We start from the raw sequence: 22,052 nt of genomic DNA on the forward strand, positions 1-22,052 counted from the left end.
CTCGTGGGGTGGGTGAATCAACGGTGCGTCGTGAATTGCATAATAACTGTATTTTTATAAGGGGTATCTATTTAGCTCCAGTAGCCCCATTAATACTGTGATTTCATCCAGCAATGGTATCCGATTGGCTCTCCCCGGTGTTCTTGCTCACGACATCCCCATACGTCACTGGCGGCGTAACCACCGCTTGCTGCAGCAAGCGGTAAAACAGCATCCCGCGTGAGCTGGATGTGCGCCGGTTGAAACGGAACACGAATTCATCGAGATAGGCGTCCAGGTGGTCTGGCTGTACAGAGCCATGATGTGTTCCCAGCACCCAGCGCTGTACCAGTGAGGCGACCCGGTGCACTCCCGCCATGGAGACATGGGCAGGTACGCCTGAGCCGAGCATGACGGTGCGCTGGTGGGTGTAACCCAGTTCTCCCAGAGCGCGGTATGCCGCCGAACCATCCGTGCGTACCTGGGCTCCAGGCTCGACCACCTCCTGCACAAAGGGGATTACGTGGGTGGCGGCGTCTCGGTCAATGCGGCGTAACCGGATGCGCCCAAACCCCTTGGGCTCCACGATCTCCACCGCCATGACCATCAACACTTTGGTGGTGCTGCTCTTGCGCCCTGCAGGGGTGGCGGGATTCTTGCGATCCGTGATGGACAGGTACGTTTCATCCACCTCCACAAGCCCCTTGAGCTTGTCCCGGCCCGGGCGGACCATGGCACGTCGAAACCGGTGCAGCATGGTCCAGGCGGTCTGGTAGCTCCCCAAACCCAATACGCGCTGCAGCCCCAGGGCGCTCACGCCTTGTTTCTGATTGGTCAGGTACCAAGCTGCAGCCAGCCAGACACGCAGCGGTGTGCGCGTCTTGTCAAAGATGGTTCCAGATGTCACTGTGCCTTGGTACTGGCATGAGCGGCACATCAGGCGGGTGCGGCTGGCGCGGTACACATCGCCAGCGTTGCCGCAACGCGGGCAGACGAAGCCTTGGGGCCACCGAAGCTTCTCCAGGAACGCCTGGCAAGCCTCTTCGGTGGCAAACCAGTCAAGAAATTCGTTCCAGGTGCGGGGGTAGTCCCGTCCAGGAGTTGGCGTTAGCATCTGGGTTTCCATCCAGCTATTCTCACGTCACTGGAGCTAAATAGATACCCCTTATTTTTATACAGTATTCAAACATTTCCACACCTCTTGCCCCAAGCTTTGTGGCCCACCCCTACCCACAATGCACCAGCCGTGCGTACCATGGCCATGCGGTTGTCCTGCGCCTGTCACAGTGCCAGCGGCAGCCCGCCCTTCCCTTCACTCCAGGAGCATGTGATGAATCTTCGCTTTGTCTTGGCGGCTACCGCCGTGGCCGCGCTGGCAGGCTGCGCCAGCTATAACGCAGGCCCCACCGCCACCGCACAGTTGCAGCCCACCCGGGGCAACACCACCGCAGGCACCGTGCAGTTTGCGCAAACGGGTGATGTGGTGAAGGTGTCGGGCACCATCAGCGGCCTCAAGCCCGGTGCTGAGCATGGCTTTCACATCCACGAAAAAGGCGACTGCAGCAGCGGCGACGGCATGAGCGCAGGCGGCCACTTCAACCCCGGCGGCAAACCCCACGGCCACCACGGCAAGGGCGAACACCACACCGGCGACCTGCCCAGCCTGAAGGCCGACGCCAACGGCACCGTCAGCTTCCAATTTGAATCGCGCAGCATTCGCGTGGGCAGCACCGCCAACAACATCGTGGGCAAGGGCCTCATCGTGCACCGCGACCCCGATGACTACGCCACCCAACCCACCGGCAACGCCGGGCCCCGACTGGCCTGCGCGGTGATTACGGCCAAATAAACCCAGCGCGCCCTGTGCATGGCAACGGCTTTTAGGCCGCGCTGCTGCCCTACCAAGCAAAAAGCCGCTGCAACCACAGCGGCTTTTTTCATGGGGCCCGAACCTTGGTGGCCACAGTGCCTGCCACGGGGCTAGGGGTTGATCACCCCCCAGCCTGGCGCTGGTGCCAACGCGCCTCGGCCCGCGCCAGCGCATCCACGGTGTCAATGTCCGTCACCACGCCTTCGTCCTGCACCGGCACCGCCAGCCCCCGCCCCTGCTCTGCCCACTTGCGCACCACCGGCGCAGCGCCCTTTTCGCCTTGCAGGGCCAGCAAACCCTCCAGACAATCCCGTCCAAACGCCACCGGGTGCCCCCGCTCGCCCGCAAACTCCGGCCATGCCACCGTGGCCCGCTGATCGAGCAGCACCTGCGCCATGGCCTGCAGCGTGGCGGGCTGCACCAGTGGCAAATCGCCCGGCAACACCAACCAGCCCGCCGCATCGACCGTGTGCCGCACAGCCGCCGCAATCGAATCGCCCATGCCAGGGTGCCCCACATCTTCCACATGCCAAGGCAATCCACTGGCGCGCACGGCATCCAGCGTGTGTTGCAACACGGGCTTGCCCGCCAGCAAGGCCTGCAATTTGTGAACGCTGCCGCCCGACGCTTTGAAACGCTCGCCACGGCCCGAGGCGAGGATAAGGACGGTGGGTGGGGGCAGATGCATGGAATAGATGAGGGGATGCTGGGTTGCGAGGCAAGTCAGAATGACCCCAACCGCCCGCGGCAGCCCGCTTGGGGCGCTGCGCGCCCCGCACGGCTGTGCCCTGAGCGCTATTGAACCTGAGAGCGTGACCCGAGCAGCGCTTTGATCTGCTCCAGCTCTTCGGGGGTGGCGTCACCGATCGTTTTTTCGGCAATTTGCACCTTGCCTTTGCCGCGCGCCTTCGCCCTGCGTCCCAGGTCGGTTTGTTCCTTGAATTTTTCGGCTATCGGGCGCAGTGCCTGGGCGACTTCATCGCCGTGCTCTGCAAGCATGGTCATCAGTTCCCCGTAAGAGTCCAGGCCAACCTTCTCCAAGCCTTCACGAAGCGAGTCCTTGAGCTCCTTGCGTACTGCAAACGTGGTGGTATACAAATTCTCGCGCGCCGTAGGCATTTTCTGTCTTTCTAGCTATGTTTTTGATAGTAAATTCGTCGGACTTCGGTCACCACGAATTGAGCAAGGGGTTCATCTGGAGTTCTACCTCCTGGCGCGCCAGCTCTTCCAGTTCGCGCATCTGCTCCGCTGTCGCCTTTTCTTCGGCCTCCCGCCGCTCTCGCTCACGCCTTGATTCCCTACCCAGCAGCTGAGATACCACTTCAATGCCGAGCATTGCGTCAAAGGTGCCGTCTTTCATCGCCACTGCCTCAGCTGCATTCCTCTCGCGGGATTTATGCATGAACCCCACCATGCGAAGCGTATGCACCAGCTCACCCATGTGCTTTTCAACGTGCCTCACACCTACTGCGCGAACAAGGTAGTCCATGAACTCGCGGTGCAGGGAAAGGTTCCACGTTAGTGCGAACTGTGCGATTTGCTCCGAGTAGGCGTAGTGCGGCTTCTTCCAGTCCCTGCGGAAGTTCACCGCATGCAACAGGTTCTCAAAGTCCTCGATCGAGTCGTAGGGCAACCTGCCGCTGATGCATCGGTGGCGCGTATCGTCCACCCGGGCGACTGCATTCAGGATGACCCCGCGCTCATTGCGCATCCTTGCGGGAAGGTTCACCTCCAGCGGCACCTCCTTACACAGCACCGTCGCAGCCAGCCGCTAGGGTCTTCTAGCGGAAAGGAAGTCGCCATCAATTCATCCCCTGCTTCTGTGCGCGCAGCTTCTCAAGAGCCTCCTTGATCTGCTCTGGTGTTGCGCCTGTTTCTTTGACTAGGGTCTGTTGAGAATTACCGAGAGTTGATAACCCCAGCTGCGAGATAGATCATCGCTGCGAAGCTGCTATCCGTCTTGTCGCTGCGCATTGCGATACGTTTGAACTCCTTGAGCTTGCAAAAGAAGTTCTCGATCAAGTGGCGCCATTTGTAGACCTCCAGGTCAATCTCCAGTGGCGCTCTCCTGCGGGGCATCTGTGAGATCACCACCTGCGCCCCGCGCTTACCCAACTCCTGGATCAGCCAATTCACATCGAAGGCCTTGTCGGCAAGCAAGGCATCAAAGCGCACATCGGCAATCAGCTCTCTGACCCCTTTGGTGTCGTGGCGCTGCCCTGGCATCAAGACGAACTTCACCAGATTGCCCAATGCATCCGTCAGCGCCAGTATCTTCGTGGTCATGCCGCCCCTCGAGTGGCCTATGGCCTGGCCCGAAGTCCCCCTTTTGCCCCCTGGCCGTGCCGATGCACTTTCACAATCGTGGCATCCACCATCGCATATTCCATGTCCGGCTGCTCGCTCACTGCATCGAACAGACGTTGGAACACATCGGCCTTAACCCAGTCTCTAAAGCGTTTGAACACCGTGTTCCACTTGCCGAACTCTGGCGGCAGGTCTCGCCAGGGGCAGCCTGTGCGGGCTATCCACAGCACTGCCTCAACGAAGCGGCGGTTGTCTGTGCCGCTGCGCCCCGGATCACTTGGCTTGCCAAGGCAGTGCGGCTCCATCTTGGCCCATTGTGCGTCTGTCAGTACCCATCGAATGCTCATGCGCCTATTGCATCACATCCATTCACGCATCTCAGAATGATTCTCAACAGACCCTAGTGTATTGAGCGCCTTCACGCGCGCCTGGGCAACCTTCTTGGGGTTGAGTGCTTCCTCGGCGGCCCGAGCCTCTGCGAAGATTGGCGCCAGGGCGGCACCCACCTTCTCTGGGTACTTGGCCATCACGCTGATCATGGTCGAGAAGTTTTTTGCGCCGCACAGGTCAACAACCTGGCGCGCACCAGGCTCCAGCTCCCGCTTGATCGCCACGCTCGTGCGCCAGAGGGTTTCTTCGTAGTCTTTCTGTTTTTCGCTTACTGCCATGTTTTGCCCAAAAATGAATAAAGACTTTCAACCATTATAGGCTGCAAGCATTTAAAAATCACAATTTCAGAAACGGTTATTTGGTAAGAAAGCCGATCTTGGGGTCATCGTCGTCGCCGTTGTCTTCCTGGAACTTCGCCATCGAGTGATTTGCCAGCAGCAGCGCGACCACCATCAGCAGGGGTTCCTTGAAGCTGTAGGCCAGCCCCACTGGCTTACAGTGCTAAGGAAGACTTCGCGCGGCTTTCAGGCAGCATTCGGGCTTTTGCTCGGGTTCGATTGCCCAGCAGTATTCAACCCTAAACGGTCGGGTTGCCGTACAACGCGAATCGCCCATTGGCTGCCCTTCAGTTACAGTCCTCGCCCTTCGGGTGATTTTTGCCCGCATCGCGCACCTCGGTGACAGGGTTTGAAAACACAATCTGCGACTTGGGGGCTGACTGATGAGGCCAAGCAAACTGCAACTCGCAGAGATAGAAAAATATGCTGTTAACCGATATAGCCGTCGAGCACACTTTGGTGTCTAAAAAGGATGGCGTTCGCCAGACTTTCTTACTGCATCCTTTTACCGATACCCAGCGCGACTCCCTGGGCAAATTCGAGCTCGTTCGCGACGTGAGTCAGCCCGGTTTCAAAGACGTGAAACGCTCCACCTTCGTATCGTTTCACCAATTGGCGGAGCTGTATGCGAAAGGCCTGCTCGACGAATTCGGGTTTTCCGTTCGCATGTGTCCGGGCAAAGGCACCTACCCCGCCAAACTGCCCGCCAAAAAGATACTGCCCACCAGCATCAAGCCCCGCTCTTCATTCGACCTGGCGGTGCAAAAGGTGGATATTGCCAAACCAGCCACTCGCGAATTGAGAACCGCCTTGCTTCGCACCAACGTCAAATTGGAAGCGTGACGGCGCTGATCAATCAAGGAGCCGATGTGAACCCCTCCATTGCTCATGCTGAACTCATCGCCACATTCAAGCGGGCCGAGGCAGATGCTGCCCACAAATTTGGGCTGATTAAAGCGGCTGCCCATAAAGGCCCCAAGGCCATTCAAGCGGCTACCGAAACTGCTGCTAAGGCGGCGAAGCGCAGGGACTCATTTGCGAGAAAGTTGGAAATCCTGGGGGTGAGCCTCAAGGATTGAGTACCGCTCAGCCAATGGCGTGACACCTGCCATTGGCGGCTGCGCGCAACAGGCTCTGATCTTCAAAATAATCTCCGTAATCTGAAAGCAGAATCGGTAATGGGTCTTGCACCGATTTGCTTGCTTTCCATATGAGGCAGCTCAATCGACTTTGCTTTTCAATCGCAAAGGTGTTTGAAAACAGATTGGTAAGTCTGCTCCGGGTTGATATGCGTCGTTCTCGGTGGTGAGCCGGTTCGTCATTCAACCAGTGGCTGGATTCTTGTTGTCTGTTACTTCGTCAGAGCGTCGACGTTGATGGCCTCAAGGAAGCTGAAGCGGCCAAACGAGCGCCCACCAACGCGGTTCAAGTCGCTCAGAAGGCTCTCCAGTCCCTGTCGGTTGGGCTTGCCGTCTTGGATGGCACGGACTGTGGCCCCAATTCCCTGACATAGCTTGTGCCACCGTTGGACACGAAGGCGGGCGCACCGCCGAGCTTGGGTTTCTGATGAAAGGGTTGCTCATAGATGAGCCGGAGAAGCTGGTCAAGCCCCTCGCCGTACCGTTCCTCTGACGATACGTCGATGTAGATGAGCCCCTTCATGAAGACAGGGAGGCACGGCTGACCATCGTCGTCGTACTCGCAAACGATGGGGATGAACTTGGTCTGCTGCACTTTGCCGTAGAGCTCTTGGGAGATGATCTGCGACTCGGTGCCAACACCCCCGGCTCGGTTGTTCGCCTTCTCTTGGTACTTACGGTCACAAAGGACGAGGACCTTGAGCACTTCGGTGTCGACAACCATCGATTCCATGAAGACGTACTTGTCTTGACCGGGCTTGAGGTCCCACTTGTCAAGGATTGCGTCTATGCCGTGATTACGCAGTGACGTAGCCAGGTCCATGACGAACTGCTCGTGCTCGACGCTTGTCCAGCTGTACGAAATGAAAACTTTAGGATGCTTGTATCTTTAAACCAGACCAGCGCGGTAGAGTCTGAACGCCGTTGAGGCGGCCAGACCGGCCCGTGCAGTTTGGTAGGCGCTGGGGTGATAGAGCCCGTGACTGAGTACAGAACGCATGGCCGCCGCGCTGGTCTTCGTGAAGCCCGAACGGTTACGCGCGCCTTGATTGAGCGCGCATGCACAAGCAAGGGATCTGAAGATCATGTCTGTTACCTCTGTGACGGTGGGCATCGACGTGGCCAAGGCGCACGTGGATGTCTGTGTGCTGGGTGCCAAGAGCAGCGCCCAGCGGTTTGACAACGATGCCGAAGGCCACTCGGCGCTGGCGGCTGCCCTGCAGCCCCTGGACGTGGGTCTGGTGGTGATGGAGGCCACCGGCGGCTACGAGGCCGCGTTAGCGTGTGCCCTGCAGGCCACAGGCCTGCCCGTGGCGGTCATCAACCCGCGCCAGGCGCGCGACTTCGCCAAATCCATGGGACGCCTGGCCAAGACCGACGCGGTGGATGCGCGCACGCTGGCCGAGCTGGCAGCGGTGCTGCTGCGCCGCGACGATCTGCAGCGCTTCTTGCGCCCCCTGGCCGATGAGCGCCAGCAGTGGCTCGCGGCCCTGGTCACGCGCAGGCGCCAGTTGCTGACCATGCTCCATTCGGAGCGCCAACGGCTGCAGATCACGCCCAAGAAGCTGCACGCCAGCATCGAGGCCATCGAGGCGGCGATCAAGGCGCAGCTCGATGAGATCGAAGAGCAGATGGTCACGCATGTGCGCGAGCACTTTGGGGAGCTCGACACGCTGCTGCAGTCGGCTGCGGGAGTCGGCCCGGTGGCCAGTGCCACGATGATTGCCGAGCTGCCAGAGCTGGGCCGGCTGAACCGGCGCGAGATCGCTGCATTGGTGGGCGTGGCGCCCATGGCCAATGACTCCGGCGGCAGCAAGGGCAGGCGGCGCGTACAAGGCGGGCGCTTCGAGATCCGCCGCGTGCTGTACATGGCAACGCTCACGGCCACCCGCTACAACCCGGCCATCAAGGCCTTCTACGAGCGTCTGAAGGCCGCTGGCAAGTTGCCCAAGGTCGCCCTGGTCGCTTGCATGCGCAAGTTGCTCACCACGCTCAACGCCATGGTGCGCACTGGAAAACCTTGGGACAAGTCGCTTCATTGCGCTTGACTTCGAAGACGGTTACTCAGTCGTCGCGCTCATAGTAATTTCCAACCTTCAATTATTGGTGCCACATATCCTCGTGTAGGCCTCGGCGATCCTATGTCAGTGGCCATAACACTTCCGTTGATTGCAGAACCCAACAAGCGCCTTACGCCGGTTAGTTTAAGTTCGCAAGTCTTCGCCCACAGACTGAAACCGCAACATTGCAGTCACCTCGCTTCCGCTTGAAGTGGGCCAAAATCCGCTCGCCAAACACAGCCCGTGCAATGCCTTGCACGCCGAACTGGCACAACCGAATAAACTATAAAAAAGCGCCGGGCTTTTCCAAACCCGGCGCTCTACTTCCATCCAACCCGATCAAGCCAACTTAAACGGCAGCTCCCTCGGCGTCTTCCCCGTCAATCGCGCTACCGCATTCGCAAACGCAGGTGCCAGCGGCGGCAACCCGGGCTCGCCCATGCCGGTAGGCGGCTCGGCGCTGGGCACGATGTGCACGGCCACCTGGGGCATGTCGGTGATGCGGGGCACGGCGAAGTCGCCGAAGTTGCTTTGCTCCACCACGCCGTCCTTCAGGGTGATAGCGGCACCGGGCAGGCACATCGACAGGCCCATCAGCGCCCCGCCCTGCACCTGGGCTTCCACGCTCTTGGGGTTGACGGCCAGATTGCAGTGCACGCCAGCGGTCACGCTGTGCAGCTTGGGCGTGCCGTCTTTGCTGACGGAGGCTTCCACCACGTACGCAACCACGGAGCTGAACGACTCGTGCACCGCCACGCCCCAGGCGCGGCCTGCGGCGAGTTTCTTTTTGCCGTAGCCGGATTGGTCCACCGCCAGTTGCAGGGCAGCCTTGTGGCGGGGGTGCTTGTCACCCATCAGGCGCAGGCGGTAGGCCACGGGGTCTTGCTTCGTCGCACGCGCCACTTCGTCCAGCAGGGTTTCCATGGCGTAGGCGGTGTGGGTGCTGCCCACGCTGCGCCACCACAGCACGGGTACGTTGACCTGCGGGTGGTGTACCGAGAGGCGCATGGGGATGTTGTAGGGCTCTTTCATGCCCTCCACTGCGGTGGAATCGACCCCGTTTTTGACCATGAAGCCTTCAAACGGTGTGCCTTTGACAATGGACTGGCCGACGATGACGTGGTCCCACGCCAGGATGTTGCCCTGGGCGTCGAAGCCGATCTCGGCGCGGTGCACGTGCATGGGGCGGTAGTAGCCGCCTTTGATGTCGTCCTCGCGGCTCCACAGGGTGCGCACGGGGGCGTTGATGCCTGCGGTGCGGGCAGCCTTGGCTACGCCACAGGCTTCCACCACGTAGTCGCTGGTGGGGATGGCACGGCGGCCAAAGCCGCCACCGGCCATCTGGGTGTGCACCTTCACGTTTTGGGGCTGCAGGCCCAGCACCTTGGCGGCGGCCATGGCGTCCAGGCCGGGCATTTGGGTGCCCATCCACAGTTCGGCCTTGTCACCATCCAATTTCACCGTGCAGTTCAGCGGCTCCATGGGCGCGTGGGCAAGGTAGGGGAAGGTGAACTCGGCGCTGATTTTTTGCGGCGCGTTGGCCAGCGCGGCCACATCGGCGGGGATGGCGATGGAGCCGGTTTTTTGGGCCAGGGCGCGGTACTGGGTGAGCAGCTGGGCGGTGTCGGGTTTTTCGACGCTGGCGGTGTCCCATTCCACCTTGAGTGCGTCGCGCCCCTGCTTGGCGGGCCAGTAGCCTTCGGCAATGATGGCCACGCCTTCGCCGCCGCGGTCGGTGGGCACGCGCAGCACGGCTTTCACGCCCTTGATGGCTTTGGCGGTGCTGTCGTCCAGCGACTTGAGCTTTGCACCAAACACGGGTGGGCGGGCCACCACGGCCGTGAGTATGCCGGGCAGGCGCACGTCAATGCCGTAGTCTTGCTGGCCGCTGGATTTGGCCTGGGCATCAAGCCGCGTGGTGGGCTTGCCGATGATGCGGAACTGCTTGGGGTCTTTGAGGGTGACCTTCTCGGGCACGGGCTGCTGCATGGCGGCCTCGGCCAGCGCGCCGTAGGCCAGCTTTTTGCCGCCGGGGCCCACCACAAAGCCTGCGTTGGTGCGCAGGGTGGATGCGTCTACACCCCACTGCGCAGCGGCGGCAGACACCAGCATGGCGCGGGTGCGGGCACCCAGCTCTCGGTACTGGGTGTACGAGTTTTTGAGCGAATTGGAGCCGCCCGTGAGGTGCATGCCAAAGGCCGGGTCGGCATAGGCGGGGTTGGCGTCGCCGTGCACGCTGCGCACCTTGGCCCAGTCGGCGTCCAGCTCTTCGGCCAGGATCATGGGCAGCCCGGTTTGCACGCCCTGGCCAAAGTCCAGGCGGTTGATGGTGACGGTGACGGTGCCATCGGTGTCAATGCGCACAAAGGCCGAAGGCTGCTCGAAAGGCTTGAGCCCGGCAGGCGCTGTGCCTGCACCTTGCGCGGTGGCCACCAGCGGGTAAGCCCCCAGCGCAAAGCCGGATGCGGCTGCGGCCTTGAGGAAGGTGCGGCGTGCCACGCCTTCGGTGGCGGCGGCATTTGCTTCGGTATTGATAGCGCCTTGCGCTTGATCCATCAGCGCTACCAGGCCTTTTGGCATGTGGGCGCGGGCGGTGTGAGCGTCGAAATGCATGGTGTTCTCCTGCTCGGTGTTCTTGGGAGGGGGTTGGATGTGGAGAGCGGGGCAAAAAAACTCAGCGAAGCGGTTCTGGCTAGGCGCTGTGTCGCAGGCAGTACTACCAGTACGACAAGACGCAGCAACGACGCCAGAAGAGTTTTTTTGAACCGATCAGGCCAAAGACTTGGCGGCGTCGTGGATGGCGGCGCGTATGCGCACATAGGTGCCGCAGCGGCACACATTGCCTGCCATGGCGGCGTCGATGTCGGCGTCGGTGGGTTTCTTCTTGCCCTTGAGCAGCGCGGTGGCGCTCATGATCTGGCCGCTTTGGCAGTAGCCGCACTGGGCCACGTCGTGCTTGACCCAGGCGGCATGCACGGCCTTGCCCACCTTGTCGTCGGCGGCAATGGCTTCGATGGTGGTGATCTTCTGGCCCACGGCGGCCGAGATGGGCGTGACGCACGAGCGCACGGGCGCGCCGTTCAGGTGCACGGTGCAGGCCCCGCACAGGGCCTGGCCGCAGCCAAACTTGGTGCCGGTCATGCCCAGCGTGTCGCGCAGGGCCCAGAGGATGGGGGTGGAGTCGTCGGCGTTGACGGCAGTATCTTTGCCGTTGATGTTCAAGGTGGGCATCGTGAGGTTCTCCGGTGGGGGATCAGCTCGCAGCCATGCGGCTGGGCAGCAAAATAGTGGCGGGATTAAATCCCAACCAGCGTTTTTCTGCTGGCAGTCGAGATTGCGTAGGGTCCATTCCCTGCCCTGCTCTTGCCCCAGCGCAGCGCGGGGCTGGCGCGTGCATTGCACAATGGCGAAATGACCACATCCATCGCAGACCTTCGCAAGAGCTACGAGCGTGCCGAGCTGAACGAAGACGCTTCGCACGCCGCCCCCCTGCAACAGTTTGACCAATGGCTGAAAGAAGCCATCAGCGCCGAAGTGCCGGAGCCCAACGCCATGACGCTGGCCACGGTGGGCAGCGATATGCGCCCCAGCACGCGCATCGTGCTGATCAAGGGCTATGACGAGCGCGGCATTGTCTGGTTTACCAACTACGACAGCCGCAAGGGCCGCCAACTGGCGGGCAACCCCTACGCCGCCATCCAGTTCCATTGGGTGGAGCTGGAGCGCGTGGTGCGCATTGAAGGCGTGGTGGAAAAGGTGAGCGACGAAGAAAGCGACGAATACTTCCACAGCCGCCCGCTCGATTCGCGCATTGGCGCCTGGGCCAGCCCGCAAAGCCAGGTGATTGCGGGGCGCGGCGTGCTGGTGGCCAATGCGGCCAAATACGGCGCGCAGTTCATGCTGAAGCCCCCGCGCCCACCGCACTGGGGCGGCTACCGCCTGAAGCCCGACCAGTGGGAGTTTTGGCAAGGCCGCAAGAGCCGCCTGCACGACCGCCTGCGCTACCGGCTGGACGGCACCGACTGGGTACGCGAGCGGCTGGCACCATGAGGCACCAGTCCCTGCACATACAACCCGCTGTGCACCAACACCCCGCTACGCGCCTGCGCACGGCCCTGTGCCTGGCAGCCGCCTGCGCCGCACTGGCCGCGTGCAAGCCGCAGTCTGCCCCCCAGCAGCCGGCCGCAGCCACGCAGCAAGCCAATGAGAGCTTTGCCACATTGGTACAAGCCTGCACGCAGTTTGTGGCGGCCCGCACGCCGCACGTGGGCAAGGCCGATGTTGCGGGGAATATCGTCTGGACGAAAACGGGTTACAGCCCGGCCCAGGTGCAGCCGGAAGTGATGGCCACCGAATCGGCCGTGACGCCGTTTGTGGGCAAGATCGTCATCAAAGACAACGAGGCACGCGCCACCGCTGCGACAGAGGCGGAGGCCCAGGCCATCACCCTCACCCCGGCGCACCTGCTGTCCAACCGCACGCACACCTTTGTGTACAGCTTTGACGGCCAGCAGTGGCGCTGGCAAAACGGGCAGCGCCTGACCAAGATACCGGGCCAGAACGACCGCATGGACGAGCTGGCGCTGACCGAGGTGTCTGCCCCCGGGCCGCAGGGCTTTGCAGGCTGCCTGCCCGCCAACATCACACCGCCTGCCGCTACCAAATAGATAGCTACCAGCGCTTGACTGATAAGCGCTGGATGCCGATTTGATTGAAAATTCATGCGGGCGTGCATGAGGCCGGAGCATGCTGGGGCTGCGTTGCTTGTGCCTGGAGCAGTGCACACCCTCTGCGCGCACCCACCCCATACATCGGCCCTGCCGCTACCATCGGCAGCACCACCCCCCTGCCCTCGCGGCGCTACACCACCAGCCCACCATGCTCACGCTTCTGTACTACGCACTGATGCTGCTGGTCGGCTTCGTCTTTTACCGGCACGGCCAAAAGCTGCTCCGCCAAGGGTATCGGGACCGCAACGGCGAGCCCACCCAGGGCATGGTGGGGCCGGTGGGTTTTTTGGTGCTGGGCGCTGTGGGCTGCTATTTGCTGTTTGCCCTGCTGCGTGCGCTGGCGCGGGGCGAGGTGCCTTGCGTGGGCAAGGGCTGTGCGGGGCAGATTTACACGCTGGCTGAACAGGCCGGCCCGTACTGGGCCAACGTGTTTTTTCTGCTGTGGTGCGTGCTGGCGTTTGGCTACGCGCTGTATGTCACGCTCAAGATCTGGCTTCGGCCATAGCGGCTTCGTTCCAGGCTAAAACGCCTGCGGGGTGCGCCTGGGGCACCACCGCCCCAGAAGCGGGTGCCTAGCGCGGGCTCAGGCCTGCTGCGCTTGCAGGTAGCCAGGGCGCTCTGCCGTCATGGCCTGCTTCAGGCGCTGGGTCAGCTCATCGGCCAGCACTTCTTCTGCGCCGGCCTCCAGCCCATCCAGCGCGCACTGAACAATCTGCTCGGGGCTGGTCTTGGGCACATCAAAGCCACGTGTCAGATCGGTATCGACATAGGCCATGTGCAAGCCCAGCACCTGCGTTTTTGTGCGGCCAGTTCCTGGCGCAGCGCGTTGGTCAGCGACCAGGCGGCCGATTTGCTGGCCGAGTACACCGCCAGTTCCCCGGCATTGATCCCCAAAAACAAATGCTAGGCCAATGCCGCGATTGGCACCGGCAACGGCCCCTGGCACGGCTACGACCAGGCGGCCGTGTCGTTGACCGCGGCGATCAAGGCCTTGGCGCGGGCGGCCTGACCAGCTGGCTGGCGGCTGGCTGACCGGCTGGCTGGTGGCCCCATGCGTCGCTTTGACCACACGGCAACGGCAAGATCACAAACAGATCAGGATCGCCCGATCTGCGCCGCCGGGTTGGGATAGCGCGGCAGGCGGGGCTGGCCTGCCTTCACGCGGCGCGTAGGCAGGTCTGTGGCCAGGCGCTGTGCGGGCGCCGCGCTGGTGGCGGGCTGGTAACCATGCGGCACCACCAGCACATCGGTGGGCGCGTGGCGCAGGATGCGATGGGCCACGCTCTCAAACACCAGGTCCGACAGCAGGGAAGCCGGGTGCTTGCCCACCACGATCAGGTCGGCCGCCGTGTGCTGCTGCTGCACCACCACCTGCCGGGCGGGGTCGCCCCGGCCGATGGTGGAGGACAGACGGTTGCGGCGCGCGTCATACGAGTCGGCCAGCGTGAACATCCTGTCTTGGGCAAACCGCTGGCACTCTTCGCGGTATGCGCGGATGGCGCGTTCGGACACCTCGGCATAGCGCAGCTTGCCTTCATTGGTCGTGTCGATGGCATGAAACAGCTCGACGCGTGCCGACGGCTGCAATGCAGAGCCCAGTTCCACCAGGCGCTGCGACACCTGCGAAAAATCCACCGCCACCAGAAGACTCTGGTACGGCTGTGCCGCCGCTTTGCGCACCACCAGCACCGGCCGCTGGCATGCGCGCAGCATGCGCACGGCCGGGTGGGTGCGGAACCAGGCGGCCAGCCCCCGCGGCGGGGCGGTGCCCCACACCACCAGGTCGGCATCGGCGGCTTCGCGGGCCACATCCGCCGCCGTGAGGTCCATGCGGGTTGCGGCCTGCACTGTGATGTGGTGCCGCTGCCTGAGCTGCAGCGCATGCTGCGCGAGGCGCACGGCCGCATCCGGTGGCGGCGCCTCGTCGGGGTGGGCCAGGTACACCAGCTTCAACGTGGCGCGGTGCTCGGCACACAGCAGCGCAGCGCGGGCGATGGCGTGGCAGCCTTTGGAAGAAAAGTCGGTGACGGCGAGGATGGAGCGAAGGGTCATGGCGGGCGTGTCCTTGTTGTCGTTGTGATGGGGCCGTGCGCACCCGTGCAGCGGCGGCCACCCGATGTGGCGCCGGCGTGAAGGGCAATGAGTGCGGGCACGGTGGTCCCGGGCGGCAGCGGGCGCTGCAGTTGCTGAAGCGGCGGCTACGTGTGGTAGTCGCCCGAGGCCTCGGGCTGGAACTGAATGCACTCGATCACGGCCGCGCATTCTTCGCCGTGGGGTGTCTGCCACCTGGCCACATCCCCCTCCCGCAGCCCCAGCAGGCTGATGCCCACGGGAGACAGCACCGAGATGAAACCGGCGGCCGGTTCTGCGTCTTGCGGGTAGCACAGGGTCACCACCTGGCGCCTGCGGGTGTGCACATCCAACAGCTCGACGCGCGAATACATCGTGACCACATCCGCGCGCACGGTGCGCGAGCTGGTGATGTCTGCCTGGGCCAGCAGATCATCCAGAACGGAGGGAAGCCGGTGGCCCCCCAGCCTGATCAGGCGGGAATGGTCCAGATCGGTGAGCGTGCGCTCGCCGTGAACCACAACAACATCATCAACAACTGCGGCTGCATGCATGAATTGGCACTCCATCAAATGCGGCTGTCGCCCAGCGGGAACAGACGGCCACTACCGCGCAAGGCTGGTGCCCGGCGGTGGATGGTTGCGCTGAAAGAGGATGAGGAGAGAGTGCCGCCGGGCTCAGGAATGTGCTGGCGTCTGCTGACAACGCGCAGTCTTCCTGCCCGCCGCACGCGCGCAAGCCGCTGCGTAAAGCAGCGATGCCAGGGCAGCGGTGGTGTATGCAAGGAGGGTCGTCATGGCGCCGATTGTAGGCCGCCAGCACGCATCTGGGGCCAATGGCCCCAGGGTTCGTGCCAGATAGGCGGGGCGCCGCACCCGGCGCCGCAAGCTATCAAAATAATAGCTATTGGCGCTTGACCAGAAAGCGCTGGAACCTGATTTTCGGCTCTTCTAGCGAATGCTAGTGATGAGTCTTTAAACGCCCTGCAGCGCCCCCATCTCCCAAGCATGACGCTCCTGCGTCTGCCCCAGGAGAAGGCCATGCGACAGCAACAGATGACGCGCTTGATCCACAGCTTGCCCCAGCTGACGCACCACCAGCTCCAGCAACTGGCAAGCTCTCTGCAGGCTCTGCTCGATCACAGTCAAGCCATCGCCGTTTTAGAAGCACACGGTGATGCTCCTCGGGCTTGCCCGCATTGCAGCAGCTCCCTGCTCGTCAAGAACGGCTCGGCCAATGGGCTGCAACGTTTCAAGTGTCGCCATTGCGCACGCACCTTCAACGCCTTGACTGGCACACCGCTGGCGCGTTTGCATCTGCGGGACAAGTGGATGGGTCAGGCACAAGCTCTGAGCGAGGGCCTTTCGCTAAACCAGGTGGCCCAGCGCCTGGGCGTGGCGCAAAGCACCGCCTTTCGCTGGCGCCACCGCTTCCTGGCCTGCCCAAGCCACCAGCAGGCTCACCAGCTTGTGGGCATTGCCGAGGCCGATGAGTCCTACTTCCTGGTCTCCTGCAAAGGCCAAAGAGGGTTGCTGCGCCGTCCTCGCCGGCGGGGCGGCAAGGCACTGGCTGGCTGCAAGGGTTCGGAGTACACACCCGTACTGATGGCACGAGACCGGGCGGGAGCAACGGTCAACCTCATTCTGCAGACGAGCAAGGCCGTCAGTGTGCAAGCAGCACTCAAGCCCTTGTTGCCACCGGACACCATCCTGTGCACCGACGGCAGCGTCACTCTGGCCAGTGCAGCGCGGCTCTTGGGTGTGCAGCACCAGGCGGTGAATGTGAGCCGGGGCCAGAGGGTGAGGGGGCCCTGGCATGTGCAGAACGTCAATGCCTATGTCGGCAGGCTGCGCGGGTGGATGCAGCGTTTCAAGGGCGTTGCAACGAAATACCTTGATTCGTACCTGGGCTGGTTCAGGATGCTGGACCGATCAGGCCCCACGGGGCTGCAGCCCGCGCTGGTGCTGGGTGCGGCCATGGGGAATCAAAGTATCACTAGCATTCGCTAGAAGAGCCATTTTTTTATTCAAAAGACAAGGCTCCGCCCTGCCCGCCGGACTGGGCGGGTTCTTCGGGCCTGGGCAGCGCCCAGGCGTTTGAAGGGGTGCGGGGCGGGCCTGCCGGTTTACTTCTTGGTGTAGATCTGGTCGAAGCTGGCGTTGTCGGCAAAGTGGTCCTTGGCCGCCTTGTCCCAGCCACCAAACGCGTCGTTGATGGTGAACAGGTTCAGCTTGGGGAACTGTTTGGCGTACTTGGCCTTGGCTTTGTCAGACACGGCGGGGCGATAGAAATGCTTGCCCGCAATGTCCTGGCCTTCTTCGGTGTAGAGGTACTGCAGATAGGCCTCGGCCACGGCACGGGTGCCCTTCTTGTCCACGTTCTTGTCCACCACCGCGACGGCGGGCTCGGCCAGGATGGAGATCGAAGGCGCAATCACGTCGAACTTGGCGCCGAACTCTTTCTCCAGCAGGTAGGCCTCGTTCTCCCAGGCAACCAGCACATCGCCCTGGTTGCGCTGCGCAAAGGTGATGGTGGAGCCGCGCGCGCCGGTGTCGAGCACGGGCACGTTGCCGTACAGCTTGGCGACGAAGTCCTTGGCCTTGCTTTCATCACGGTTCGGACCGCCATATTTGCGCTTGGCAAATTCCCAGGCGGCCAGGTAGTTCCAGCGCGCGCCACCCGATGTTTTGGGGTTGGGGGTGATCACCTTCACATCGGGGCGCACCAGGTCGTCCCAGTCCTTGATGCCCTTGGGGTTGCCCTGGCGCACCACCAGCACGATGGTGGAGCTGTAGGGCGAGCTGTTGTGCGGCAGGCGCTTTTGCCAGTCTTTGGGGATCCACCCACCATTGGTGTGCAGGGCATCGGTGTCGCCCGCCAGGGCCAGCGTGGCCACGTCGGCGTCCAGCCCGTCGATGATGGAGCGCGCCTGCTTGCCTGAGCCACCGTGGCTTTGCTTGATGGTCACGTCCTGGCCAGTCTTGGCCTTCCAGTGCTTGGCAAAGGCCTGGTTGAATTCCACGTACAACTCGCGGGTGGGGTCGTACGAGACGTTGAGCAGCGTCACAGACTGCGCAAACGACGGCAGTGCGGTCAACGCCAAAGCGCCTGCAAAGGTTGCGGCCAATGGAAACTTGATAAAGTCGCGGCGAAAGTTCATGGGGGTCCTCGGTTTTGAATGTGGGCGGTGCAAAACACCGATGAAACGCATTCTGGAAGGCCCTCTTAAAAACTGGAACCAATAAGATTTCAGTTCTTAATACCCAAAACATCTGAAGACTGTCCCGCGCAGCCTTCGCCCCACCCCATCACGAGAAGGAAACACCATGGCACGCACCGTCCAATGCATCAAACTCGGCCAAGAGGCAGAAGGCCTGGACTTTCCGCCCTACCCTGGCGAGCTGGGCAAGCGGATCTGGGAAAACGTCAGCAAGCAAGCCTGGGCCGACTGGCTCAAGCACCAGACCATGCTGGTCAATGAAAACCGCCTGAACCTGGCCGACGCCCGCGCCCGCCAGTATTTGGCCCGGCAGATGGAAAACCACTTCTTTGGCGGCGGCGCAGACGCCGCGGCGGGCTATGTCCCGCCCAGCCAGTGAGTGATCTAACGCAATAGCGGCAGATCCCGCTTCGGGTACAAACCAAATCCAGCACGGCGCCCTTGTGGCGCAATGCCGCTCAGTTAAGTCTGAGCGGCATTTTTTTGACGGGATACTGGGTCTTGGTCATACGAACCTCACGCGGATACCGCCTGTGGGATCTGCGAGGCGGCAGCACGAAGCGGCGGATGTTCTTTCTCATGGCCGCAAGCTTGGCCGGGATGGCCCCAGGGGTGTGTGATCCTGAACTCCACAGCCACTCATCCACGATGTAGCGCAGCGCCGTGATGAAGCTGATGCGACAGGGCTGCACTTTGGCCTCGTCTGCGATGCGCGTGATCTCCAAGCGGATCAGGTTGTACATCAGCAAGGTTGCCCACAGCTCTTGCTTGACCCCATCGGGTTGCTGGCTGCGCAACGTCATCGCCTGGCCCAGCATGTCCGTCTTCATCTCTCCATAGGCCAGCTCAATCTCCCAGCGTTCGTGGTACAGCGCGAACACCTCCTCGGCCTTGTAGCGTGCCGGATCCATCAGGGACGTGAACAAGGTTCTGGGTTTGCCATCGAGTTCACGGGTGATGGCGCGCACCTCCCACGTGAGCGGCAAGCCGGGGTCTTTCTTGCGAGCTTGGGGCGAGACCTTCATGCGCAAGCTCACATCGCCAGGGCCATGCGTTTGCACCACCTCGCCCCTGAGTCCGGCACGCGCAGGGATCAGCCAGTGACGTCCCTGGCGGTGTTGCAGCGGCCACAGCAGACTTGCCGAGTAAAACCCTTTGTCCACAATCACCAGCGAGTCAGGCGGCAACTTCGGCCACAAGCGTTCAGCCAATGCGTACTCACTGGTGTCGTAGGCATCCAGGCTGGCATCTACCAATAAACGAGCTCTGGCATCGAGCAAGCAGGCCATGCGCACCAGGGGGAAGGGACTTTGGTGGTCTGCGTGGTTGCGCTGGCAACCAAAGTGCTGGCGGTTGTCTTGTGTGTCGGGGGTACGCCAGACCACGCCATCCAATGCGTACAGCGCCAAGCCTTGCCAGCGGTGGCGAGCGGCCTGCTGGTGCGCCCAATGGGCAGCAGTGTGGCGAAACAGCCATTGCAGGGGCTCACTGCCCAGCCGTTGGCGCGCCTGGCTCAGCGCGCTGGAGCTGATGGGTTCATTGTGCTGCCCAGGCAGTGCCAGCTCCAGTACCTCGGCCACGTTCACGATGGAGCGGTCTCTAAGCAAGGCCACACCCAATACCAGCCAAAGTGCCTGCTCCATGGGCAGTCGCCGCTTGCGCAGCGTGGCTACACCCGTCATCTGCAAGGCCTGTTCAATCCACTGCTGGGGTATGTTGCTTTGAACGACACCCCATTGTTCGGGGCTCGCAAACTCATGGGTATCGTTCAGGTACTCTTGCAGCAGCATTGGCTATCGCTTGACCTCTATGGCCAAAGCTCAATTGATCAAGCCTGCACTGTACAAACAACAAAGACCCCGAAGGGCCTTTGCTTAACTTACTGGCATTGCCCTTGTGGCGCCCTTTGTTTTTCTGGGCCGCGCGCAAGGCTTGCACGGGCCCGGTGTTCAGCACTTGCATACCCCATGTCCGAGCCCATCGACTGGCTGCCCGACGGCACCCCCTACAGCCCCCGCTTTGCCGACCGTTACCACAGTGAAAACGGGGGGCTGGACCAGGCCCGCCGCGTGTTTCTGCAAGGCTGCAGCCTGCCTGCGGCCTGGGCTGGGCAGCCCCAGTGGCGGGTGCTGGAAACGGGTTTTGGCTTTGGGCTGAACTTTCTCGTCACCTGGGCCGCCTGGCGGGCCGACGCGCAGCGCCCCCGCCTGCTGCACTTCATATCGACGGAAGCATGGCCCGTGAGCGCTGCCGACCTGCTGCGCGCCACCTCCGCCCACCCCGAACTGGCGCCCTTGGCCGAACAGCTCCACGCCCAATGGTGGGGCCTGCTGCCCGGCGTGCACCGTTTGAGCTTTGAGGACGGCCGCGTGCTGCTCACCCTGTATGTGGGCGATGCGCAAGAAATGCTGCGCCAGCAGGCGCCCACGGCCGACTCGGTGTACCTCGACGGTTTTAGCCCCTCCGTCAACCCTGACATCTGGAGCGCCCACACCCTCAAAGCCGTGGCGCGCTGCTGCCGCCGGGGCACGCAGCTGGCCACCTGGACCATTGCCCGCGCCGTGCGCGACGCGCTGGCCGAGTGCGGCTTTGAAGTGCAACGCGTGCCCGGCGTGCCCCCCAAGCGCGACAACCTGCACGCCACCTACAACCCCCGCTGGGAACCCCGTGCCCGCACGGCCACGCTACCCGACGTAGCCCCCCTAGCCAGCGCACAGCACCAGCATTGCCTGGTGATTGGTGGCGGGCTGGCCGGGGCTGCCGCTGCCGCCAGCCTGGCCCGCCGGGGCTGGCAGGTGCAGGTGCTGGACCAGGCGGCCGAACCCGCTGCAGGCGCATCGGGCCTGCCAGCGGGCGTGTTTGCACCCCATGTGTCGCCCGACGATGCCGTGCTCTCGCGCCTGTCGCGCAGCGGCGTGCGCACCACCTTGCAGCAAGCCAGCCAACGCCTGCAGGCCGGGCAAGACTGGGGCCCCACGGGCGTGCTGGAACACCGCACCGACGGCACCCCCGGCTTGCCCGCCGACTGGCACACAGGGCCAGGCGCCGACTGGACCATTCCGGCCCCCGAATCGGCCCGCGAACAGGCGGGCCTGCCGCCCCAGGCCGTGGCCTGCTGGCACACCCGGGCGGGCTGGATCCGCCCGCCCCAGTTGGTGCGAGCCCTGCTGCGCGAGCCTGGCGTGACCTGGCGTGGCCAATGCGCCGTGGCAAGCCTGCGCCCCATGCCGGGGGCCGATGCCGCCGCCCCCAAAGAATGGCAGGCACTGGATGCGCAAGGCCAGGTGCTGGCCCAGGCCCCTGTGGTGGTGATTGCCGCAGGCGCAGGCAGCCCCACCCTGCTGGCCGAGCGCTGGCCCCTGCAGCCCGTGCGCGGCCAGGTGTCCTGGGGCCGCTATGCCGCGCACCTGCCGCCACCCGCGCCCTTCCCGGCCAATGGGCATGGCAACGTGGTGCCGTCGTTTGGCGTGGGGCAGACTGACAACCCGGCTGAGCAGGCCACCGAGCGCGGCTGGATCATGGGCTCGACATTCGAGCGTAACGTGACCGAACTACCTGCCAGCGCGCCAGACCAGCTCGCCGCCCACCAGGGGCAATGGAACAAGCTGCAAACCCTGATGCCCACCGCCGCCCGCGCCCTGGCGCCCCGTTTCGAAGCCCGGCTGGCGGCTGGCGAGCAGGCCGATGGCGCGGCCGCCTCGGTGGAACACTGGGCCGCCGTGCGCTGCACCGCCCCCGACCGCTTGCCCATCGTGGGGCCGGTGGATGCCGCCACGCTGCCCGGCCTGTGGGTGTGCACCGCCATGGGCGCGCGGGGGCTGACTCTGGCCCTGCTGTGCGGCGAATTGCTGGCCGCCCGCCTGAACGGCGAACCCCTGCCGCTGGACGCCAAACTGGCCCGAGCACTGGCGAGTGAGCGGATGTAAAAACGCTGTGTGGACTGCCGGAA

The 22,052-nt window shown here is 63.0% G+C and carries 24 protein-coding genes and 1 pseudogene; 10 read left to right on the forward strand and 15 right to left on the reverse strand.

The window, feature by feature from the left end; translation table 11 throughout:
• Nucleotides 1–103 precede the first annotated feature (103 nt).
• Nucleotides 104–1,105, reverse strand: a complete 1,002-nt coding sequence (locus BDD18_RS00370) for an IS1595-like element ISCsp2 family transposase (RefSeq protein ID WP_011805960.1) — start codon at nucleotides 1,103–1,105, stop codon at nucleotides 104–106.
• Nucleotides 1,106–1,309: 204 nt separating this feature from the next.
• Here BDD18_RS00370 and BDD18_RS00375 point away from each other — a divergent pair, with 204 nt between their 5' ends.
• Nucleotides 1,310–1,828: a superoxide dismutase family protein gene (locus tag BDD18_RS00375; RefSeq protein WP_066690152.1), complete on the forward strand. Its 519-nt coding sequence runs from the start codon at nucleotides 1,310–1,312 to the stop codon at nucleotides 1,826–1,828.
• Between the two features lie 142 nt (nucleotides 1,829–1,970).
• On the opposite strand, the gene BDD18_RS00380 is transcribed toward BDD18_RS00375, so the two are convergent.
• The 6 genes from BDD18_RS00380 to BDD18_RS22680 form a co-directional block, all read right to left on the reverse strand.
• On the reverse strand, nucleotides 1,971–2,537 hold the full coding sequence (locus BDD18_RS00380; protein ID WP_142080736.1) for a nucleotidyltransferase family protein: 567 nt from the start codon (nucleotides 2,535–2,537) through the stop codon (nucleotides 1,971–1,973).
• A gap of 107 nt (nucleotides 2,538–2,644) precedes the next feature.
• Nucleotides 2,645–2,968, reverse strand: coding sequence for a hypothetical protein (locus BDD18_RS00385; RefSeq protein WP_142080738.1), 324 nt, complete (start codon nucleotides 2,966–2,968; stop codon nucleotides 2,645–2,647).
• A 49-nt stretch (nucleotides 2,969–3,017) separates the two neighbouring features.
• Nucleotides 3,018–3,578 carry a hypothetical protein gene (locus BDD18_RS00390; RefSeq protein WP_142080740.1) on the reverse strand — a complete coding sequence of 187 codons (561 nt, stop codon included), beginning with the start codon at nucleotides 3,576–3,578 and terminating at the stop codon, nucleotides 3,018–3,020.
• Nucleotides 3,579–3,748: 170 nt separating this feature from the next.
• A protein-coding gene (locus BDD18_RS00395) for an IS5 family transposase (RefSeq protein WP_142080741.1) occupies nucleotides 3,749–4,503 on the reverse strand; the annotation gives its coding sequence in 2 pieces (ribosomal slippage) (nucleotides 3,749–4,170 and nucleotides 4,170–4,503; 756 coding nt in all).
• 12 nt (nucleotides 4,504–4,515) lie between these two features.
• Nucleotides 4,516–4,824 carry a hypothetical protein gene (locus BDD18_RS00400; RefSeq protein ID WP_142080743.1) on the reverse strand — a complete coding sequence of 103 codons (309 nt, stop codon included), beginning with the start codon at nucleotides 4,822–4,824 and terminating at the stop codon, nucleotides 4,516–4,518.
• Nucleotides 4,825–4,900: 76 nt separating this feature from the next.
• Complete coding sequence (locus BDD18_RS22680; protein WP_276490449.1) at nucleotides 4,901–5,035, reverse strand: hypothetical protein; 135 nt, start codon at nucleotides 5,033–5,035, stop codon at nucleotides 4,901–4,903.
• A 272-nt stretch (nucleotides 5,036–5,307) separates the two neighbouring features.
• Here BDD18_RS22680 and BDD18_RS00405 point away from each other — a divergent pair, with 272 nt between their 5' ends.
• Together BDD18_RS00405 and BDD18_RS00410 are read left to right on the forward strand one after the other, a co-directional pair.
• A complete protein-coding gene (locus BDD18_RS00405) occupies nucleotides 5,308–5,727 on the forward strand; it encodes a hypothetical protein (protein ID WP_142080745.1) in 420 nt (139 codons plus the stop codon).
• Nucleotides 5,724–5,963, forward strand: coding sequence for a hypothetical protein (locus tag BDD18_RS00410; RefSeq protein ID WP_338071776.1), 240 nt, complete (start codon nucleotides 5,724–5,726; stop codon nucleotides 5,961–5,963). The genes BDD18_RS00405 and BDD18_RS00410 overlap by 4 nt, the downstream gene beginning before the upstream one ends.
• A 355-nt stretch (nucleotides 5,964–6,318) precedes the next feature.
• Here the strand turns inward: BDD18_RS00410 and BDD18_RS00415 are convergent, their stop codons facing one another.
• Complete coding sequence (locus tag BDD18_RS00415) at nucleotides 6,319–6,888, reverse strand: toll/interleukin-1 receptor domain-containing protein (protein WP_142080746.1); 570 nt, start codon at nucleotides 6,886–6,888, stop codon at nucleotides 6,319–6,321.
• A 220-nt stretch (nucleotides 6,889–7,108) separates the two neighbouring features.
• On the opposite strand from BDD18_RS00415, the gene BDD18_RS00425 reads away from it, so the two are divergent.
• Nucleotides 7,109–8,071 carry an IS110 family RNA-guided transposase gene (locus BDD18_RS00425; RefSeq protein WP_011804582.1) on the forward strand — a complete coding sequence of 321 codons (963 nt, stop codon included), beginning with the start codon at nucleotides 7,109–7,111 and terminating at the stop codon, nucleotides 8,069–8,071.
• 351 nt (nucleotides 8,072–8,422) lie between these two features.
• Here the strand turns inward: BDD18_RS00425 and BDD18_RS00430 are convergent, their stop codons facing one another.
• Nucleotides 8,423–10,696: a xanthine dehydrogenase family protein molybdopterin-binding subunit gene (locus BDD18_RS00430; protein ID WP_142080748.1), complete on the reverse strand. Its 2,274-nt coding sequence runs from the start codon at nucleotides 10,694–10,696 to the stop codon at nucleotides 8,423–8,425.
• Between the two features lie 156 nt (nucleotides 10,697–10,852).
• On the reverse strand, nucleotides 10,853–11,314 hold the full coding sequence (locus BDD18_RS00435; protein ID WP_066694216.1) for a (2Fe-2S)-binding protein: 462 nt from the start codon (nucleotides 11,312–11,314) through the stop codon (nucleotides 10,853–10,855).
• 180 nt (nucleotides 11,315–11,494) lie between these two features.
• On the opposite strand from BDD18_RS00435, the gene pdxH reads away from it, so the two are divergent.
• The 3 genes from pdxH (at nucleotide 11,495) to BDD18_RS00450 (ending at nucleotide 13,318) form a co-directional block, all read left to right on the forward strand.
• Complete coding sequence (gene pdxH, locus BDD18_RS00440) at nucleotides 11,495–12,133, forward strand: pyridoxamine 5'-phosphate oxidase (protein ID WP_066694213.1); 639 nt, start codon at nucleotides 11,495–11,497, stop codon at nucleotides 12,131–12,133.
• Nucleotides 12,130–12,750 carry a hypothetical protein gene (locus tag BDD18_RS00445; RefSeq protein ID WP_244938952.1) on the forward strand — a complete coding sequence of 207 codons (621 nt, stop codon included), beginning with the start codon at nucleotides 12,130–12,132 and terminating at the stop codon, nucleotides 12,748–12,750. Before pdxH ends, BDD18_RS00445 begins: the two co-directional genes overlap by 4 nt.
• Before the next feature lie 211 nt (nucleotides 12,751–12,961).
• Complete coding sequence (locus BDD18_RS00450; RefSeq protein WP_142080750.1) at nucleotides 12,962–13,318, forward strand: hypothetical protein; 357 nt, start codon at nucleotides 12,962–12,964, stop codon at nucleotides 13,316–13,318.
• A gap of 78 nt (nucleotides 13,319–13,396) precedes the next feature.
• On the opposite strand, the pseudogene BDD18_RS00455 reads toward BDD18_RS00450, so the two are convergent.
• The 3 genes and pseudogenes from BDD18_RS00455 to BDD18_RS00465 form a co-directional block, all read right to left on the reverse strand.
• Nucleotides 13,397–13,701, reverse strand: a pseudogene (locus tag BDD18_RS00455) (SDR family NAD(P)-dependent oxidoreductase); the annotation flags it as partial.
• A 207-nt stretch (nucleotides 13,702–13,908) separates the two neighbouring features.
• Entirely contained in the window at nucleotides 13,909–14,865 is a 957-nt protein-coding gene (locus BDD18_RS00460; RefSeq protein WP_142080752.1) for a universal stress protein, read from the reverse strand.
• Between the two features lie 146 nt (nucleotides 14,866–15,011).
• Nucleotides 15,012–15,437 (reverse strand): GreA/GreB family elongation factor, encoded by a 426-nt coding sequence (locus tag BDD18_RS00465; protein ID WP_142080754.1) that lies wholly within the window; start codon nucleotides 15,435–15,437, stop codon nucleotides 15,012–15,014.
• A gap of 486 nt (nucleotides 15,438–15,923) precedes the next feature.
• On the opposite strand from BDD18_RS00465, the gene BDD18_RS00470 reads away from it, so the two are divergent.
• Nucleotides 15,924–16,892 (forward strand): IS1595 family transposase, encoded by a 969-nt coding sequence (locus BDD18_RS00470; RefSeq protein ID WP_142080756.1) that lies wholly within the window; start codon nucleotides 15,924–15,926, stop codon nucleotides 16,890–16,892.
• Between the two features lie 116 nt (nucleotides 16,893–17,008).
• On the opposite strand, the gene BDD18_RS00475 is transcribed toward BDD18_RS00470, so the two are convergent.
• The gene (locus tag BDD18_RS00475) at nucleotides 17,009–18,043 is read right to left on the reverse strand and encodes a sulfate ABC transporter substrate-binding protein (protein WP_142080759.1); all 1,035 of its coding nucleotides are present in this window, start codon (nucleotides 18,041–18,043) and stop codon (nucleotides 17,009–17,011) included.
• A 166-nt stretch (nucleotides 18,044–18,209) separates the two neighbouring features.
• Between BDD18_RS00475 and BDD18_RS00480 the strand changes: the two genes are divergently transcribed.
• The gene (locus tag BDD18_RS00480) at nucleotides 18,210–18,482 is read left to right on the forward strand and encodes an oxidative damage protection protein (protein WP_142080761.1); all 273 of its coding nucleotides are present in this window, start codon (nucleotides 18,210–18,212) and stop codon (nucleotides 18,480–18,482) included.
• Nucleotides 18,483–18,561: 79 nt separating this feature from the next.
• Here the strand turns inward: BDD18_RS00480 and BDD18_RS00485 are convergent, their stop codons facing one another.
• Nucleotides 18,562–19,893 carry an IS4 family transposase gene (locus BDD18_RS00485; RefSeq protein ID WP_125958944.1) on the reverse strand — a complete coding sequence of 444 codons (1,332 nt, stop codon included), beginning with the start codon at nucleotides 19,891–19,893 and terminating at the stop codon, nucleotides 18,562–18,564.
• A gap of 177 nt (nucleotides 19,894–20,070) precedes the next feature.
• Between BDD18_RS00485 and mnmC the strand changes: the two genes are divergently transcribed.
• A complete protein-coding gene (gene mnmC, locus BDD18_RS00490) occupies nucleotides 20,071–22,029 on the forward strand; it encodes a bifunctional tRNA (5-methylaminomethyl-2-thiouridine)(34)-methyltransferase MnmC2/FAD-dependent 5-carboxymethylaminomethyl-2-thiouridine(34) oxidoreductase MnmC1 (RefSeq protein WP_142080763.1) in 1,959 nt (652 codons plus the stop codon).
• Nucleotides 22,030–22,052: the final 23 nt, after the last annotated feature.

Source organism: Acidovorax temperans (genome assembly GCF_006716905.1).
Taxonomy (GTDB): Bacteria; Pseudomonadota; Gammaproteobacteria; order Burkholderiales; family Burkholderiaceae_C; genus Acidovorax; species Acidovorax temperans.